Raw genomic sequence first — 17,549 nt, forward strand, 5'->3', positions numbered from 1 at the left:
TCCGCCGAAGGCGGAAAGACAGACACCCCCACGGCGGGACAGCCGACCACGTACGTGACCTACGGCGTCAGCCGAAACCGCAGGCGGCAGATCACCGCATCCGTATCCCGCCGCACCGCGTGGGCCACCACGCCGCCCCGCTGGTTCTGGAGCAGCCGCTGCCACACGTGGGCGGGTTCGGCCTCGGGGATCAGGACGGTGATCCGGGCGTCGGGGCGGCGGGCCGCCAGGGCGCGGACGTAGGAGGCGAGGGGGCGGCCCAGGGAGCGGGTGGCGGAGGGGAGTTCGAGCAGGTCCACGCCGGGGTTCCACAGTTCCCAGTCGCGGCGCAGGGCCTCGGCGGCGGAGCGGTCCTCGGGGGCGTCGTGGGTGACGGTGACGGCGATCACCTCGTCGCCCAGGGAGACCGCGGCGCCCAGCGCCTCGCCGGTGAGCCGGGACAGGTGGGAGACCGGGACGACGACCAGGGAGCGGGTGCGGTGCGGCGGCTCCGGGACCCGGCCGAGGCCGAGGCGGTCCGCGATCCGCCCGTAGGCGCGGTGGACGGCCTCGAAGGTGAGGACCAGCAGGGGCAGCGCGAGGACGATCAGCCAGGCGCCGTCGGTGAACTTGGTGGCGGTCACGACCACCGCGGACGCGGCGGTGAGCAGCGCGCCGGAGCCGTTGAGCAGCGCCTTGCCGGCCCACCCGGCGGACCGCCGGCGGTACCAGTGGCGGACCATGCCGGCCTGGCAGAGGGTGAAGCCGACGAACACGCCGATGGCGAAGAGCGGGACGAGGGTGTTGACGTCGCCGCCGGAGAGGATCAGCAGCAGTGCGGCGGCCGCGGCCAGGGCCAGGACGCCGTGCCGGTGCACCTGGCGGTCGGCCTTGAGGCCGAAGACGTGCGGCAGGTAGTTGTCGCGGGCCAGCAGGCCCATCAGGACCGGCAGCCCGCCGAAGGAGGTGTTGGCGGCCAGCGCGAGCAGCACCACGGTGGCGAACTGGACGAGGTAGAAGGCCCCGTTGTGGCCGAACGAGGCGTCGGCGAGCTGGGCGAGGACGGTGACGCCCTCGACGGGCTGGAGGTGGAAGCGGCCGATCAGCAGCGACAGGCCGATCAGCATGGCGCCGAGCAGCGCGCCGAGCGCGACCTCGGTGCGCTGGGCGCGGCGGGCGGCCGGGGCACGGAAGGACGGTACGGCGTTGGCGACCGCCTCCACGCCGGTCAGCGCCGAGCAGCCGGAGGCGAACGCCCGGAGCAGCAGCAGCGCGCCGACGGAGGTGGCGTGCTGGGCGAGGACGGAGGGGTGGCCGGCGGCGGTGGCGGTGGAGGCCGGGGCGTCCCGGAACAGCCCGACCGCGATCATGGCCAGCACCGCGCCCACGAAGACGGCGGTGGGCAGCAGGAACGCCCGGGCCGAGTCGGCGATCCCGCGCAGGTTGACCGCGGTCACCAGGACCAGCACGGCCAGGCAGATCCACAGCCGCTGGCCGTAGAGGGCGGGGAAGGCGGAGGTGAGGGCGGCGACGCCGGCGGTCACCGAGACGGCGACGTTGAGGACGTAGTCCAGGACGAGGGAGGCGGCGGCGACCAGGGCCGGGCGCCGGCCCAGGTGGGTCCGGGCGACGGCGTAGGAGCCGCCGCCGTCCGGGAACGCGGCGATGACCTGCCGGTAGGAGGCCACCAGGACGGCCAGGAGGACGGCGATGGCGAGGGTGACCGGGAGGGTGAAGCCGAGGCCGTGGGCGCCGGCCGCGGCCAGGACCAGCACGATCGACTCCGGCCCGTACGCGACGGAGGCCATCGCGTCCAGGGAGAGCGCGGCCAGGCCCTGGAGGGCGGTGAGGCGGTGCCGGTCGGTGGTGGCGGCCGGGTCCGGGGCGGCGGCGCCGGTGGCGGGCGCCGGGGGCGGCTGCTCGGGCCGGTTGGCGGGCTGCGACACCGTGGACATCGTGGGGCGTACCTCCGTGCGGCACGGGTGGGACCAGCCCAGCGTGCGGGGCCCGGCGGCGGCCCGCGAGCGGCCTTGGCGCGGCCTTGGCGGGGCACCCGGTGATCTTCACGGGATCTTGACGGCGGGCGGCGGGCCGCGCGCCGGTCACCCGGTGCGCGCGCCCGCCGGAGAGGCCCTCACGCCCCGGCGAGCGGGAACCGTACGCCGGTCAGCTCCTCGGACGCCGTCCACAGCCGGGCGGCGGTGCGGGCGTCGGTGGTCCACGGGGCGCGGAACGAGCGGGCCGGGGCGCCGCGCAGGCCGCTGCGCGGCCCGATGAAGGCGTCCGGCCGCATGTGCGGGGCGGTGGCCGCGCACAGGGTGCCCAGCGCGCCGCCCTCGGCGGGCTGCGCGATCAGCCGGTTGCCCAGCTCCGCCAGGCGCTCGGCGGCCTTGCGGTCCTCCATCCGCACGCCGGCCGTCTGGAGGTTGGTGGCCGCGTAGCCGGGGTGCGCGGCGGCCGCGACGACCCCGGACCCGGCCGCGGCCAGCCGTCGGGCCAGCTCGTGGGTGAACAGCAGGTTGGCGCTCTTGGAGCGGCCGTAGGCGCGCCACCGGTGGTATCCGCGCTCGGCGTTGAGGTCGGTGAGGTCCACGTTGGCCGCCAGGTGCAGCATGCTGGAGACCGTGACGACCCGCGCCCCGGGGGTGGCCAGCAGCTTGGGCAGCAGCAGGCCGGTGAGCGCGAAGTGGCCCAGGTGGTTGGTGCCGAACTGCATCTCGAAGCCGTCCGCGGTGGTGCGGTACGGCAGCGCCATCACCCCGGCGTTGTTGATCAGCAGGTCGAGCCGGTCGCCGCAGAAGTCGGCCAGGCCGTCGGCGAAGTGCCGGACGGATGCCAGGTCGGCCAGGTCCAGCGGCCGGAACTCCGCCTCGGCGGTGGGTACTTCGGCGCGCAGCCGGGCCAGCGCCGCGGTGCCGCGCCCGGTGCTGCGGCAGGCGAGCACCACCCGGGCGCCGCGCCGGGCCAGTTCGCGGGCGGTGACGTAGCCCAGACCGCTGTTGGCGCCGGTGACGACGGCCGCGCGGCCGGTCTGGTCGGGGATGTGGCTGGTGTTCCACCGGGTCACGCCGTTACTCCTCGGTAGGGGGTCACCCAGCCTACGCCCGGCCGTCCGCAGGCCGGGTCCGCACCCGGTAGGCCGCCACCCGCACCGACGGGTCGTCCAGGCACTCCCCGGTCCGCAGGTCGAACCGCTGCTTGAGCAGCGGCGACGCCACGAACGGGCGGCCCCGGTCGGTGCCGGTCAGGCCGCGGGCGAGGACCGCGGCGCCGGTGAACGGGTCGCGGTTGCCGATCGCGTAGAGCCGGCCGTGCCGGTCGCGGAACACCGCCGCCTGCCGGCCGTCCGGCAGCAGGGCCGCGACGCCCCGGCCGGGGACCAGCGCGGCCAGCGCGCAGACGGGCAACCACCCCCCGCCGACGTCGAGTTGGACCTCCAGGCCGGTCTTCTCGGGTGCGGTGGTCGTCATCGGGTGCTCCCTTCCAGCAGGACGTCCTCGGTGGGCCGCCGGCCGATGTCCAGCAGCGGCAGGTCGGGCTTGATCTGGTCGCGTTCGGGGACGAAGCCGACGACCGGGTCGGGGGTGTCCGGGGCGTTCACGAAGGACACGAACCGGGCCAGCTTCGCGGGGTCGTCGAGGGTCTGCGCCCACTCGTCGCGGTAGTGCGCCACGTGGGCCGCCATCAGCGCCTCCAGTTCGGCGCACAGGCCGAGCGCGTCGCGGACCACCACGTCCCGGACGTGGTCCAGCCCGCCCGGGATCCGTTCCAGCCAGGCGCTGGTGCGCTCCAGCCGGTCGGCGGTGCGGATGTAGAACATCAGGAACCGGTCGATCAGCCGCACCAGTTCCGCGTCGGAGAGGTCCTGGGCGAGCAGGTCCGCGTGGCGCGGGGTGGCGCCGCCGTTGCCGCCGACGTAGAGGTTCCAGCCGCCGGCGGTGGCGATCACGCCGAAGTCCTTGGAGCGGGCCTCGGCGCACTCCCGGGCACAGCCGGACACCGCCGCCTTCAGCTTGTGCGGGGCCCGCAGCCCGCGGTAGCGCAGCTCCAGGTCGATCGCCATGCGCACCGAGTCCTGGACGCCGTAGCGGCACCAGGTCCGCCCCACGCAGGACTTCACGGTCCGCAGCGACTTGCCGTACGCGTGCCCGGACTCGAAGCCGGCGTCCACCAGGCGGGCCCAGATCCGCGGCAGCTGCTCGACCCGGGCGCCGAAGAGGTCGATCCGCTGCCCGCCGGTGATCTTGGTGTAGAGCCCGAAGTCGCGCGCCACCTCGCCGATCACGATGAGCTTGTCGGGGGTGATCTCGCCGCCCGGGATGCGCGGCACGACCGAATAGGAGCCGTTCTTCTGGAGGTTGGCCAGGAAGTGGTCGTTGGTGTCCTGGAGCGCGGCCTGCTCGCCGTCCAGGACGTGGCCGTCCGCGCCGATCGACGGGGCGAGCGAGGCGATGATGGAGGCGACCGCCGGTTTGCACACCTCGCAGCCGTCCCCGCCGCGCGCCGCCGCGTGCCCGTGCTCGTCGAGCAGCTGCGCGAACGCGGTGATCCGCTTGACCCGCACGATCTCGTACAGCTCCTGGCGGCCGTGCGGGAAGCAGCCGCACAGCCCCGCGTCCCCGGACTCCGGCAGCAGCTGCCCGACGAGCTTGACGCAGCCGCCGCAGCCGGTGCCGGCCTTGGTGCAGCGCTTGACCTCGGCCAGGGTGTGGTGCGCCTGGATCGCCTCCTTGGTGACGTTGTGGCAGGAGCAGATGACCGCGTCGCCGGGCAGCGCGTCCGGGCCGAGCTGCGCCGGGGCCCCCGCGCCGGCCGGCAGCACCAGCTGCTCGGCCGCGACCGGCGGCACCGAGCCGGTCAGCGCCCGCAGCGTGCCGTACGCCTCCGCGTCGCCGACCAGCACCCCGCCGAGCAGGGTGCCGTCCGCCCCGATGACGAGCTTCTTGTACAGGCCCGCCCGGGAGTCGGCGTAGACCACGTCCAGGCAGTCCGGGGCGGTGCCGTGCGCGTCGCCGAAGGACGCGACGTCCACGCCGAGCAGCTTGAGTTTGGTGGACAGGTCGGCGCCGGTGAAGGCGGCGTCGTCCCCGGCGAGCGCGGCGGCCGCCGCCGCGGCCATCTCGTAGCCGGGGGCCACCAGCCCGTACACCCGGCCGTCGGCGGCCTGCGCGCACTCGCCGATGGCGAACACCCGCGGGTCGGTGACCGAGCGGCACTGCGCATCGACGGTGACGCCGCCGCGCTCGCCGACCGCCAGCCCGCAGTCCCGGGCCAGCTGGTCGCGCGGCCGGACACCGGCCGAGAACACCACCAGGTCGGTGGCCAGTTCGCCGCCGTCGGACAGCCGCATCGCGGTGACCGCGCCGTCCGGTCCGGCGGTGATCTCCTGGGTGCCGGTGCCGGTGTGCACGGTCAGGCCCAGGCCCTCGACGGTGCGCAGCAGCGCCGCGCCGCCGCCCTCGTCGACCTGCACCGGCATCAGCCGCGGGGCGAACTCCACGATGTGGGTGTCCAGTCCGAGCCCCTGGAGCGCGCCGGCCGCCTCCAGGCCGAGCAGGCCGCCGCCGACCACCGCGCCGGTCTTCGCCCCGCGCTTCGCGTACGCCTCGATGGCGAGCAGGTCCTCGATGGTGCGGTAGACGAAGCAGCCCTGCGCGTCCCGGCCCGGCACCGGCGGGACGAACGGCGCCGAGCCGGTGGCCAGCACCAGGGTGTCGTAGCCGACGGTCAGTCCGGAGCGGGCGGTGACCCGGCGCGCGGCCCGGTCGATGTGCGCGGCCGGGTCGTCCAGGCGCAGTTCGATGCCGTGGTCGCGCAGGAACGCCGGGTCCGTCAGACCGAGCTCCTGCGGGGTGGTGCCGGAGAAGTACGAGGTGAGCCGGACCCGGTCGTACGCCGGCCGTGGCTCCTCGGCGAACACGACCACCCGGTGGGTGGCGGTCAGGCCGCGCCCGGCGAGCGCTTCGAGGAAGCGCTGGCCGACCATGCCGTGCCCGATGAGCACGAGCGTGGGCCGCTCGGGGAAAGCCGTCGTGGGCATCAGGAGCCTCCGTCGTCGGTGAGCAGGTGGAGCAGGGGCCCGCGGTCCGCGGGGAGCGGTTCGGTGCCCTCCCAGGCCCGGGCGAGCGCGCCGACGCTGCCGAGCGCGCCGACCAGCACCCCGCCGACCAGCCGGTCGCCGCGCACGACGACCTTGCGGTAGGTGCCGCGGGTGGGGTCGGAGAGCCGGGCCACGTCGTCGCCGGGGCGCGGTACGGGGTCGCCGAACGCGGCGAGGTCGAGGAAGCCGTCGCCGGACAGGGTCAGCCGGGTCAGGGACCGGGTGCCGGTGTAGCGGGCGCGGCCGTCGCCGGTCAGGACGCCGGCGAGCACATCGGCCTGTTCCAGGGCGGGCGTCGCCAGGCCGTAGACGGTGCCGTCGTGCTCGGCGCAGTCCCCGAGGGCGTGGATGCGCGGGTCGCTGGTGCGCAGCGCGCCGTCCACCCGGATGCCGGTGCCGACCGCCAGGCCGGCGGCCCGCGCCAGGCCGGTGCGCGGGCGGGCCCCGCAGGCCGCCACGACCAGGGCGGCGGGGTGCGGCGGCCCGCCGGCCAGGGCGACGGCGGTCACCCGGCGCGCCCGCGGCGCCCCGGGGGCGGGGGCCGGCCGGGTGCGGACGGCGCCGACCGGGCACCCGGTGCGGACCTCGACGCCGAGCCCGGTGAGGTGGTCCCGGAGCAGCGCCGCCGCCTCGGGATCCAGCTGACGGTGCATCAGATGCGGGTGCCGCTCGGCCAGCAGGACCCGGGCCCCGCGCCCGGCCAGCGCCCGGGCGGCCGAGACCCCCAGCGGCCCGCCGCCGACCACCACCGCCGGCAGTCCGGGCCGGACCGCCGAGGCCAGCGCGGTGCAGTCGTCCAGGGTGCGCAGCGGCCGCAGCCCGTCCGGCAGCTCCGGCCGCCCCGCGGCGGGCACCCCGGGCAGCGGCGGCAGCACCGGACGCGCGCCGGTGGCCAGCACCAGCACGTCGTACCCGGTCTCCCGGCCGTCCCCGGTCCGCACCCGCCGCGCCGCCCGGTCGATCCGGACCGCCCGGACGCCGCCGCGCCACTCGGCCCCGTTGCCGGGCGCCGGCAGTGCGATGACCCGGGGCGGGTAGCGGCCGGCCAGCACCTCGGTGAGCAGCACCCGGTTGTACGGCGGGTGCGGCTCCTCGGCGAGGACGGTGATCCGCAGCGGGGCGGATCCGGGGACGCGGCCGGGGCCGTCCGGCGCGGCGGTCAGCCGGTGCACGAGCCGGGCGGCGGCCATCCCGCCGCCGATCACCACCACCCGCACCGGGGCGCGGCCAGGGCGCGCAGCGGCCGCCGGAGCGGCACCGGTGGGCGGTATGCCGGTCACTGTCATACCCGCCAGCCTGCGACGCGCCTGTTACCTGTCCGCATCGTCCGTGTTTCGCCCGCGGAACGCGGACCTCAGCGGCGGGGGCCCGTCCCTGTGAGGGAAACCGGGGCCGGCGGCGGGCAGGCCGGGGGAGCAGGCGGTCAGGCGCCGCCGCCCCGGTCGGCGCCGCCTCCTACCGGGCCCGGTTCACGGGGCCGGGGTGTTGACCTGGGCCGGGCACAGGCGCCGCGGGTGGGCGTCGCCGCGCAGCCGGGCGTCCACGCAGCCGCCCGGCAGCCCGTGGTACGCCGTGCCGCCGAAGTTGGCCGTCACCGTCAGCACCCCGTCCCCGAACACCGTCCGCTGCACGCTCCGGTCGCCCGTCAGCCACCGGAACGACGTCATCCGCTCGGTCCCCGCGGCCCGGTGCAGCGGCGCGAAGTACTGCTGCAACGCCGCCAGTTCCTTCCCGTTCCGGGTCAGCGACGGCCCGTCCAGCACGAAGTTCAGCGGGGTGTTGGAGAGCATCGCCAGCAGCGCCCGGGTGGTCTTCTGCGCCGGCAGCTTGTCGTACGACAGCTCCCAGCGCTCCACGTTGACCAGCGAGCCGTGCAGCGCGGTCTCGTAGAGCGGCACCCGGTACTTCGGGTCGTACATGGCCGTGGCCAGCGCGGCCGGCAGGGCCACCGGCTGGAAGAAGTTCTTCGGCGCGTCCTGCGGGTAGTAGCCGCCCCAGGTGCCCTTGTCGCGCTCCAGCGCCCACAGGCCGTCCGCGGTCGGCGTCGCCGAGCCGTGGTCGAAGGCGAGCACGCCGTTGGCCCACGGCTGCGCGGACTCCGACCCGAGCACGAAGCCGCGGGCCAGCCGCCGCATCCGGGCCAGCCGGTTCGCCCGGTCGCCGGCCTTGGTCATGGTGTGCTCCGGCGCGTGGTCGCGGAAGACCTCGCCGGTCGCGTCCACGTCCAGGAAGTAGCTGTCCGCCCCGTTGGCGGTCATCGCCCGGGTCCGGTCCGCCAGGTAGTGGCGCGACGGCTCCGCCTGCTCGAACGCCTGCGAACTCAGGTAGCACCCGCGCCCCCCGAACCCGCTCTCCGCCGACCCGTCCGCCTTCCGCACGCAGAAGTCCGGGTACACCGTCCCCGGCCACGCCGAGGTGGGGCTGTCCGCCGTCTTCGGGTCCTGGCCGTTGGCGAACGAGTCGTACGGCCCGACGAGGTACCCCGCCTGCTTCGCCGCCCGCACCGCCGCCGCGTCCATCGGGTCCGGCCCCGCGTCGTAGCCCAGCCACATCCGGTCCACGCCCAGCTTCCGCAGCCGCGCCACCCCGGCCGCCGTGCGCGCCTCGCCCCACACGTACGCGTGAAACGCCCCCAGCAGCTTCCCGTTCGCCGGGTTCCGCGCGATCTTCCGCGCCAGGCTGCCCAGTTGGCCGCGGTCCGCCAGGTACGCCCGGTAGTCCGCCGCCGGCGCGACCGGGTCCCCGTCCGTCAGCGCGAACGACACCTCGTAGTCCGAGGTCCCCTCCCCGCCGCTGAAGTCGTGCGCCGCGGTCGCCCGCAGCGCGCCGCCCGCGGAGGTGAACGCCAGCGACGTCCCGAGGTCCGTCGGCGTCAGATAACTCACGCCGTGCCGCGGCCCGCCGGGCGCCGAGCCGGTGCCGTGCGGGCCACCGCCCGCGCTGCCCGTCGAGAACCCCCACAGCGGCAGCGCCAGATCGGCCCCCACGTCCACCGTGCTCCCGGCCAGCCCGCCCGGCCCGGAGTTCCAGAACGCGTCCCGCACCGGGATGTCCAGCCCCTCCCCGCGCGGCAACTGGAGGTCGGAGGCGGCCCGGTCGGTCCCGGTCACCGGCCAGCTGACCTTCTGGTCCCGTTCCGCCCGCATCCTGACCCGCAACCGGCCGTCCGCCGCACTGACCGTCACCGTCAGGCCCTTGTCCGGATACGACCAGTGCGCCCCGCCGGCCGTCCGGGTCACCGGCCCGGGTGCCCCCAGCCCGCCGCCGGCCGCCTCGGACAGCACCAGCCGCGTCCCGTCCGCGGCCCGCGCGGTCACCGCCAGCGACGCGGTGTCCACGGTCGCACTCCCCCCGTTCACCGGCAGCGTCAACCGCCCACCCTGAAGCGTCCCCGCCTCCGCCCTCCCACACCCGGCCACCCCGAACGAAACAGCCGACAACGCCAACGACGCAGCAATCCCACGCATGAGCTTCGATGTCATGACCATGTGAATAGTGGTGGGGGTTAAGAAGGTTCTAAGAGCGGCCGTCGGCACGCACCGTGCGTTCACGGGGGCCCACGCGGCCCTCGACGACCGCTCGGACGACGCGGCCGGGCAGCTCAAGACGCCGGCGCACAACTACGAGCAGGCCGACGCGTACGCGCAAGGGCGCCCGCAACCGTACGGTGCCGGACGGTGGGGCGGGGTCAAGAAGTGGTACGAGTCCCCTCCGCTGGGCGATCCCGAACGGGACCCGAGGCCGAACAGGCGCAGGTCCACCCCTGCGCAAGGCCCGCAGGAAGCCGGCGGTGCGTCCTGGGAGGCCAAGCTGTGGGAGCGGGTGAACGCCCCGGAAAATGCGCGGCCGGAGGGCCGGCCGCCACCGCCCCTACCCCTTCGACAGCCGCCGTGCCGCCAGTTCCGCGTACACCGCTGCGCCGTCGGCCAGGACCGCGTCGTCGAACTCGGCGAGCGGGGAGTGGTTGTTGGGGGTGTGTTCCGGGTCGGCGCCGCGGGGTGGTGCGCCCAGCATCATCATCACGCCCGGCACCTCCGCCAGCACCCGGGAGAAGTCCTCCGACGCCGGCACCGGATTCGGCCGCGGTGCGAACCGTTCCTCGCCCAGCGCCTCGCGCACCGTGTGCGCCGCGAACTCCGCCTCCGCGGCGTCGTTCACCGTGACCGGGTAGTTCTCGATGAACTGGGCGTCCACGGAGACCTCATGCGCCGCGGCCACCCCGCGGCAGACCTCCACCGTCCCGTCCTTGACCCGCGCCTGGGCGGCGTCGGAGAAACTCCGTACGGTGGCGGCGAATTCGGCCGTGTCCGGGATCACGTTGTGCTGCGTCCCCGCGTGCAGCGTTCCGACCGACAGGACCACCGGGTCGAAGACGTCGAAACTCCGCGTGATCCACGCCTGGAGCGCCGTCACCATCGCGCAGGCAGCCTGCACCGGGTCCTTGGCCCGGTGCGGCATCGAGCCGTGCCCGCCCTGCCCGCGCACCGTCACGCGCAGCACGCTGGACGCGGACATCATCGGCCCGCCGCGCGCCCCGAAGACCCCCGTGGGCTGTCCCGCCGACAGGACGTGCAGCGCGTACGCCGCCACCGGCCGCCGCCCCGCCGCCTCCAACACCCCCTCCGCCAGCATGTGCCGGGCCCCGTCGTACCCCTCCTCGCCCGGCTGGAACATGAACACCACGTCCCCGGCGAGCCGGTCCCGGTGCGCGGCGAGCAGCCTCGCCGCCCCGATGAGCATGCTGGTGTGCAGGTCGTGCCCGCAGGCGTGCATCCGCCCGTTGTCCGCGGCGAAGTCCAGCGGCAGCCGCTCGGCCACCGGGAGCGCGTCCATGTCGCCGCGCAGCAGCACGGCGGGACCGTCGCCCGCCCCGCGCAGCACCGCCGTCACCGAACTCAGCCCCGTACCGGTGCTGATCTCCAGCGGCAGCCCGTCCAGTTCGGCGAGCACCGCCTCCTGCGTGCGCGGCAGTTCGAGCCCGGTCTCCGGGATCCGGTGCAGCGCCCGCCGTAACCGGATCAGGTCGTCGGACAGGGCACGGGCATCGTCACGCAGGTCCACGGGGTGCTCCTCCTCTAGACGGCGGCGAACCCCTCATTCTTGACCGCGGCCACGAACGAGGACCACCCCGTGACGGAAACAACGACCACGGGCCCGCCGGGAACCTTGCTGTCCCGCACGGGGACGAGGGCTTGGGGGGCGGCGTGGGAGGGCGAGAATTCGAGGCAGTTGCCGCCGTTGGCGTCGCTGTAGGACGACTTGATCCAGTGGGCCGCCGTGAGATCCAAGTCGGCACTCATGGGCGGTACTCCTTCAGCAGCGTCTCGATCAGGGCCGTTGATTCGCCAAGGGACAGCGCGTTCGCCCTGAGAAGATCGTAGTCGTCCAGGGCTGCGTCGACCGTTTGTGCGGAATCATGCATCCTGGCTCCTACCCGGGTCTCGGTGTAGAGCACCGCAGGGGCGTCAGTGAAGCGCAACACAGTGAACGGCCTTGTCGATGCGGCTGGTGCGCCCGCTGAAAAGGGCATGACCTGGAGGTTGATACGCGGTGCGGCTGCTGCGGTCAGCAGGTGCTCAAGCTGCCCGGCCATGACCTCCTTGCTCCCCACGACGGTGCGCAGGCACGCCTCGTGCAGGATTGTCCACAGGGAGGGCGGGGACTCCCTTTCGAAGACCTCACGCCTGCGCAGCCGTGCGGCGACCTTGCCCTCGATCACCTCTGCTTCTTCTTGGGAGTGGTACGCGCAGAAGATGGCCCGCGCGTAGTCCTTCGTCTGCATGAGCCCCATCGGAAGGCTGGTCGAGTAGTCCAGGATCCTCGACGCTTTCCGCTCCAGATTCAGGTACGGCACGAACCACGACGGATGGTCGCCGTCGTCGATCCTGCGCAGCAGGTCCGTGAACAACTCGCCGGTCCCGAAGGCGACATCGCAGCCCTGGGCGAACTTGATACTGGGCCGGGGCAGCAGCTTTCCGGCCTCGACCCTGCTGACGTACGCCTCGGAGTACCCCGCCGCGGTGCCCAGCTGCTTCTGCGTCAGCTTCCGTGCGAGTCTCACCTGTTTGACGTCCCGCCCGAAGCGCTGGAGCGGGTTCAAGTGCTGGGGTGGAGTCGTCTCGTCCAAGGCCATGACCTCTCGCCATGCGGTCGCGTCCAGCATCACGGCAGGTCGGGGACTTGCGAGCTGCCGTTAAAGTCCCGCCATCCTATTGCCCGCCACCCCTCCCCGTGACCGAATGGCTACACCCCGTACGTAAACGGGGCCCGCCCTCGCCACCTGGAGGCTGATGACGATGACCGACGCTGTTCCGCGGCTGCTGCCGTGGTCGAGTCCGGACGGCAAGCCCGCCTACGTCCTCGGTGACGGGACCGGCTTCGTGTCCCGGATGGCCGACGAGGTCGAGGAGGCGCAGCTCGCGCTCGCCGACGGGCTCATCGTGGATGCCCGGCGCACGCTGGACGCCCGTACGTGGACGTCGGGGGAACTGCACCTGCTGACCGTGGAGTTGGCCGAGTCGCTGGTGGAGGTCCGGCGGGTCGCCAGGAGCCGGGGGGACCGCCTGCGGGCGCTGGCGCAGGCGCTCGTGGCGGCCCCCCCGGGCCCTGCGGTACCTCCGGCCCCTACGCGAGCCCGTCAAGTCGCGTCAGCTCCGCCTCCGTGAGGCGGATGCCGGCCGCCGCGAGGTTCTCGTCCAGGTGAGCGGGGGAGCTGGTGCCGGGGGTCGGCAGGAGGACGGGGGAGTGGTGGAGGAGCCAGGCCAGGGCGATCTGGCCGGGGGTCGCACCGTGGGCGGTGGCGACGGCGGCCACGGTGGCGGCCGCGGCGGCCGCGGCAGGGGTGGCGGGCGTCCCGGCGCGGCCGGTCAGGGCGCCGTTGCCCAGGGGGAACCACGGCAGGAACGCCGTCCCGGTGCGTTCGCACAGGGCCAGGAGGTCCTCGGAGGCGCGGTCCAGCAGGTTGTAGCGGTTCTGGACGGAGGCGATCGGGGCGAACTCGCGGGCCCGGTCCAGCTGTTCGCCGGTGACGGTGTCCAGGCCGATGTGGCGGATCTTCCCGGCCCGCCGGAGCTCCAGCAGGGCGCCGAGCTGGTCCGCCATCGGGACGTCCGGGTCGAGGCGGTGCAGCTGGTAGAGGTCGATGGTCTCCGTACGGAGCCGCCGCAGGCTCGCGTCGCACATGGCGCGCAACCGCTCCGGGCGGCCCGCGATGTGCCAGGCGTCGGGGCCGGTGCGGACCACCCCGCCCTTCGTCGCGATCACCAGCCCGTCCGGGTACGGGTGCAGGGCGCGGGCCACCAACTCCTCGGCGACGTCCGGGCCGTAGTTGTCGGCGGTGTCGATGAGGGTGACGCCGGCATCGACGGCCCGGCGGAGCAGGGCCACGGACCGTTCCGGGTCCGCGTACCGCGCACCCCAGTAGCCGGGGCCGGTCAGGGAGGCCGTGCCGAACCCCAGCCGCCCGACGGTCAGCGAGCCGCCGACGGGGAAGGAGGCGCGGGGGAGCGGGGGTGCGGCGGCGCTCGGTCGGTTGTCCATGGCGGGAGCCTAGACGGGGCGGGGCGGCGGGGCCGGGGCCTCGCGCGAGGGCGCTTCATAAGATCACCGGGTGCCCCCTGACATATCGCTGTTCACGCTGGCCCTGCTCTGCCTGGCCGCCCTCGCCGCGGGATGGATCGACGCGGTGGTGGGCGGCGGCGGGCTGCTGCTGCTCCCGGCGCTGCTGGTCGGACTGCCCCACGTGCCGACCGCGTTCGTCCTCGGGACGAACAAGTCGACCGCCATCGTCGGCACCACGGCCGCCGCCGTCACCTACGTCCGCAAGACCCCGATCGACCTCGGCACCGCGCTGCGCATCGGTGCGGCGGCGGTCGCCGGGTCGCTGGGCGGGGCGTTCTTCGCCGCCGGGATCAACAGCGAGGTGCTGCGCCCGCTGATCATGGCGGTGCTGCTGGGCGTCCTGGTCTTCCTCCTCGTCCGCCCGGCGTTCGGCACCGCCCCGCCGCCGTCGGGCCCGGTCCCGCGGCGCCGGATCCTGGCGGCGATCCTGGTCGCGGGGCTGGGGATCGGCTTCTACGACGGCCTGATCGGCCCCGGCACCGGCGCGTTCCTGGTGATCGCGCTGGCCGCCGTGCTGCACATGGACCTGGTCACCTCGTCCGCCACCGCCAAGGTCATCAACGTCTGCACCAACATCGGGGCGCTGACGATGTTCGCCTTCCAGGGCACCGTGCTGTGGCAACTGGGCGCGCTGCTGGCGGCCTTCAACCTCGTCGGCGGCATGGTCGGCGCCCGGATGGCGCTCAAGCGCGGCGCCGGCTTCGTACGGGGCGTCCTGGTGGTGGTCGTGGTCGTGCTGCTGTGCAAGCTGGCGTACGACCAGTGGTTCGCGGGCTGAGGGGTGCGCGGTGGCGGGGCGGCCCGCCGGCCCCGCCGGTCACGCCCCGCCGCCGGACGGTTACGCGGCCGTCCTCCCGCCCGGGGCCGCCACCGGTCACCCGCCCGTGGGCACCGCCGTCCCCGCCCCCGTCGCCGTTCCCGTCCCTGCTCCCGCCCCGGCCGGCCGGGGCTGCCTGCGGACCTCGGTGACGGCCGTGAGGAGGACCGCCGCGTCGTCCAGGGCCTGCACGCCGTGGCGGGCGTGCGGGACCGGGCCGATCTGACCGGCGGTCAACTCCTGGCCGCCGCCCGGGCCGGTCAGCCGGATCCGGCCGCGGAGCACCTGGAGGCTCGCCGCCGGCGGCGCGTTGTGCTCGTCGAGTTCGGCGCCGGCGAGCAGCGCGATCACGGTCTGCCGCAGCGGGCCGTCGTGCAGGAAGAGGTGGGCGCTGCGGCCGTGGGCGGAGGCGCGGGCGTCGTCGAGCTGCTGGCGGACGAGGGTGTCGAGGTTCTCCATGGCGCTCGCCTTTCGGTGCGGACCGGGCTTCCGGGCGCGGGTGGGCGGCGGGGCTTCCTCCTCCATCGTTCTCCGTGACCCGCCCGGCGCAACCGGACGTTTTCCGCCTTCCCTCGGCGTACCGGCGCACACTGGGGCGTCCGGGTGCTTGCCGGGCGCGAACGGCCCGCCCTCCACGGGTTGATCACCGCGGTCCGTACGATGCCAGACGTCCCGTGATCGACGATCGAACGATTGACAGATTGCCGGGCCGGAGAAGATTCAACGATCTGCCGGCCGCCGGTACGCGCAGACGGGCCGCCGCGGGACGCGCGGCCCAGCAGCCCCACCTGCCCCACCGACCGCGAAGGGTGTCCACCGTGGCCGATCCCACCGCCCTGAACGAACCGTCCGCCACCCCCGCCCCGGCCGGGCCCCCGGCCCGCTTCCTGACCGTGCTGACCACCACCGACAGCGAGCAGAAGGCCGAGCGGCTGGCCCGCGGCGCCATCGAGGACCGGCTCGCCGCCTGCGCCCAGATCAGCGCGCCGGTGACCTCGGTCTACCGCTGGGACGGCGCCGTGGAGACCAGCCGGGAGTGGCAGGTCCTGTTCAAGACGGTCACCGGGCGCTACGCCGCGCTGGAGGCGTACCTCCTGGCCGCGCACGACTACGACACCCCGGAGATCATCGCCACCCCGGTCACCCACGGGGGCGCCGGGTACCTCGCCTGGGTCGCAGAGGAGACGAGCTGACGTGGCGCGGAGAGCGGAGCACCGGTCCCGCCGCAAGGGCAGGGCGGCCACGCTCGCCCTGGGGGTGGCCTTCGGGCTGGCCACCACCCCGGTGAGCCACGCGGCCGGCCACGACCGCGGCGCGCCCGGTACCCAAACGGACGTCGGCCACGCGGCCCGCCCGCGCGCCACCTGGACCAGCAAGGACGCCGAAGCGTTCTGGACGCCCCGGCGGATGGCCGCCGCCGCACCGCCCGAGCGCGGTACCGGCCGGCCCGCGGCGGCCTCGCGACGGGCGCCGACCGCCGAGCACTTCGAGGGCGTCCCGTCCGTCGGCGTGCTGTTCTCCGTGGACGGCGAGGCCCGCGAGCACCACTGCACCGCCAGCGTGGTGCACAGCCCGCACGGCAACCTGATCCTCACCGCCGGGCACTGCAACCCGGGCGCGCGGGCCGCCTTCGTGCCCCAGTACCGGTCGGGCGAGGACGACCAGCCCTACGGGGTGTGGGCCATCGAGGACAGCTACGCGTACTCCGACCGCGGCACCAGCGGGGACGCCGCCGACCGCGACGTCGCGTTCGCCACCGTCGCGCCGGACGACGACGGCCGGCGGATCGAGGAGGTCACCGGCGCCAACGTGCTGGCCGCCACGCCCGGTTACCGCAACGAGGTCCAGGTCATCGGCTACCCCAGCGTCCACAGCGACCCCGAGGACCGGGCCGTGCGGTGCGCCACCACCACCCGCCGCCTGGCGGGCACCCGTCAGCTCCGCATGGACTGCAACGGCTTCTACGGCGGCACCTCGGGCAGCCCCTGGCTGGCCGGCTACGACCCGCACACCCGCACCGGCAAGGTCATCGGCGTGATCGGCGGCGTCAACGGCGGCGGCCCGCGCGGCCCGCACAGCGACCGGACCTCCTACAGCCCGTACTTCGGCAAGGAGATCCTCAGCCTCTACGACCGCGCCACGAAGGGGAAGCACGCGGACGACGCGGACGAGGACTAGCCAGGGGGTGTCCGCACAGTCCCGTCTGCCGTCCACCGCCCGGCCGCCCTCCGGGCGAACGACGCGACTTCGCGGACACCCCCTGGCCGCCGCCCCGGGGACGGGACGGCGGCACCACCGGGAGGGCCGGGCGCCGGCGCGCTAACGCAGCGCCTGCGCCAGGCCCTTCTCCTTCGGGCCGAGGAAGTGCGGATCGGGCCGCAGCAGCGCCTCGGCGGTCGCCTTGCCCGCCGCGAAGATCTCCCGCACCCCGCCGTACGCCCAGGTCACGTCGTGGTCGGCGGCGACCCCGACGCCGTACGCGTCGATCCCGGCGGCCTCGCACAGGGCCAGCGCCCGCCGGATGTGGAAGCCCTGGCTGACCAGCACCGCCCGGTCCACCCCGAAGATGCGGCGGGCCCGGGTGCAGCTGTCCCAGGTGTCGAAGCCCGCGTAGTCGCTGACGATCCGGCGGGCCGGGACGCCGTGCCGCACCAGATAGCCGCGCATCGCGTCCGGCTCGTCGTAGTCCCGGCGGCTGTTGTCCCCGGTGACCAGGACCGCGCGCACCCGGCCGTCCCGGTACAGCCGGGCCGCGGCGTCCAGCCGGTGGGCGAGGTAGGGCGACGGCGCGCCGTTCCACAGGCCGGCGCCGAACACCACCGCCACCGGGGCGGCCGGCACGTCGGCGACCGTACGGACGCGCGACCCGGCGGTGGCGTTGAGCCAGGTCGCCGGCAGCAGCGCCAGCACCGACAGCACCACCACCGCCTGGAACGCCCGGCGCTGCCCGCGCCGGGTCCGCGGCGGCCGGATCCGCCGCAGCCCGCCCGGTATCCGGCCGAGCCGCGCGCGCAGCTCCCGCATGCCGTCCCC

Annotated in this window: 16 protein-coding genes; 4 read left to right on the forward strand and 12 right to left on the reverse strand. The window is 75.0% G+C overall.

Annotated features, from left to right (window positions below; all coding sequences use genetic code 11):
* Window positions 1–59: 59 nt before the first annotated feature.
* The 9 genes from MUU72_RS29385 to MUU72_RS29425 all read right to left on the reverse strand — a co-directional run bounded on the left by MUU72_RS29385 (window position 60) and on the right by MUU72_RS29425 (window position 12,242).
* A complete protein-coding gene (locus MUU72_RS29385; protein ID WP_248016453.1) occupies window positions 60–1,934 on the reverse strand; it encodes an APC family permease in 1,875 nt (624 codons plus the stop codon).
* 179 nt (window positions 1,935–2,113) lie between these two features.
* Window positions 2,114–3,046, reverse strand: coding sequence for an oxidoreductase (locus MUU72_RS29390; RefSeq protein WP_248016454.1), 933 nt, complete (start codon window positions 3,044–3,046; stop codon window positions 2,114–2,116).
* 31 nt (window positions 3,047–3,077) lie between these two features.
* On the reverse strand, window positions 3,078–3,449 hold the full coding sequence (gene nirD / locus MUU72_RS29395; RefSeq protein ID WP_248016455.1) for a nitrite reductase small subunit NirD: 372 nt from the start codon (window positions 3,447–3,449) through the stop codon (window positions 3,078–3,080).
* Window positions 3,446–6,019, reverse strand: coding sequence for a nitrite reductase large subunit NirB (nirB, locus tag MUU72_RS29400; RefSeq protein WP_248016456.1), 2,574 nt, complete (start codon window positions 6,017–6,019; stop codon window positions 3,446–3,448). The genes nirD and nirB overlap by 4 nt, the downstream gene beginning before the upstream one ends.
* Entirely contained in the window at window positions 6,019–7,365 is a 1,347-nt protein-coding gene (locus tag MUU72_RS29405; RefSeq protein ID WP_282504880.1) for an NAD(P)/FAD-dependent oxidoreductase, read from the reverse strand. The genes nirB and MUU72_RS29405 overlap by 1 nt, the downstream gene beginning before the upstream one ends.
* A gap of 183 nt (window positions 7,366–7,548) precedes the next feature.
* On the reverse strand, window positions 7,549–9,567 hold the full coding sequence (locus MUU72_RS29410; protein WP_248016457.1) for a glycoside hydrolase: 2,019 nt from the start codon (window positions 9,565–9,567) through the stop codon (window positions 7,549–7,551).
* A gap of 382 nt (window positions 9,568–9,949) precedes the next feature.
* Entirely contained in the window at window positions 9,950–11,140 is a 1,191-nt protein-coding gene (locus MUU72_RS29415) for a M20 metallopeptidase family protein (RefSeq protein WP_248016458.1), read from the reverse strand.
* 14 nt (window positions 11,141–11,154) lie between these two features.
* On the reverse strand, window positions 11,155–11,379 hold the full coding sequence (locus tag MUU72_RS29420; RefSeq protein ID WP_248016459.1) for a DUF397 domain-containing protein: 225 nt from the start codon (window positions 11,377–11,379) through the stop codon (window positions 11,155–11,157).
* Window positions 11,376–12,242, reverse strand: coding sequence for a helix-turn-helix domain-containing protein (locus MUU72_RS29425; RefSeq protein ID WP_248016460.1), 867 nt, complete (start codon window positions 12,240–12,242; stop codon window positions 11,376–11,378). Before MUU72_RS29425 ends, MUU72_RS29420 begins: the two co-directional genes overlap by 4 nt.
* Window positions 12,243–12,375: 133 nt before the next feature.
* On the opposite strand from MUU72_RS29425, the gene MUU72_RS29430 reads away from it, so the two are divergent.
* A complete protein-coding gene (locus MUU72_RS29430; protein WP_308403891.1) occupies window positions 12,376–12,744 on the forward strand; it encodes a hypothetical protein in 369 nt (122 codons plus the stop codon).
* Here MUU72_RS29430 and MUU72_RS29435 read toward each other — a convergent pair.
* Window positions 12,704–13,618: an aldo/keto reductase gene (locus MUU72_RS29435; RefSeq protein ID WP_248016462.1), complete on the reverse strand. Its 915-nt coding sequence runs from the start codon at window positions 13,616–13,618 to the stop codon at window positions 12,704–12,706. The two genes, MUU72_RS29430 and MUU72_RS29435, sit on opposite strands and share 41 nt — an antisense overlap.
* 70 nt (window positions 13,619–13,688) lie before the next feature.
* Here MUU72_RS29435 and MUU72_RS29440 point away from each other — a divergent pair, with 70 nt between their 5' ends.
* Window positions 13,689–14,477: a sulfite exporter TauE/SafE family protein gene (locus tag MUU72_RS29440; protein ID WP_248016463.1), complete on the forward strand. Its 789-nt coding sequence runs from the start codon at window positions 13,689–13,691 to the stop codon at window positions 14,475–14,477.
* Between the two features lie 96 nt (window positions 14,478–14,573).
* On the opposite strand, the gene MUU72_RS29445 is transcribed toward MUU72_RS29440, so the two are convergent.
* Complete coding sequence (locus MUU72_RS29445) at window positions 14,574–14,975, reverse strand: cupin domain-containing protein (protein ID WP_248016464.1); 402 nt, start codon at window positions 14,973–14,975, stop codon at window positions 14,574–14,576.
* A 359-nt stretch (window positions 14,976–15,334) separates the two neighbouring features.
* On the opposite strand from MUU72_RS29445, the gene cutA reads away from it, so the two are divergent.
* On the forward strand, window positions 15,335–15,709 hold the full coding sequence (gene cutA / locus MUU72_RS29450; protein WP_248016465.1) for a divalent-cation tolerance protein CutA: 375 nt from the start codon (window positions 15,335–15,337) through the stop codon (window positions 15,707–15,709).
* Between the two features lies 1 nt (window position 15,710).
* The gene (locus MUU72_RS29455) at window positions 15,711–16,694 is read left to right on the forward strand and encodes a trypsin-like serine peptidase (RefSeq protein WP_248016466.1); all 984 of its coding nucleotides are present in this window, start codon (window positions 15,711–15,713) and stop codon (window positions 16,692–16,694) included.
* A gap of 141 nt (window positions 16,695–16,835) precedes the next feature.
* On the opposite strand, the gene MUU72_RS29460 is transcribed toward MUU72_RS29455, so the two are convergent.
* A complete protein-coding gene (locus tag MUU72_RS29460; protein WP_248016467.1) occupies window positions 16,836–17,540 on the reverse strand; it encodes a SanA/YdcF family protein in 705 nt (234 codons plus the stop codon).
* Window positions 17,541–17,549 lie beyond the last annotated feature (9 nt).

It is taken from the genome of Streptomyces rhizoryzae, from assembly GCF_023155275.1.
Taxonomy (GTDB): Bacteria; Actinomycetota; Actinomycetes; order Streptomycetales; family Streptomycetaceae; genus Streptomyces; species Streptomyces rhizoryzae.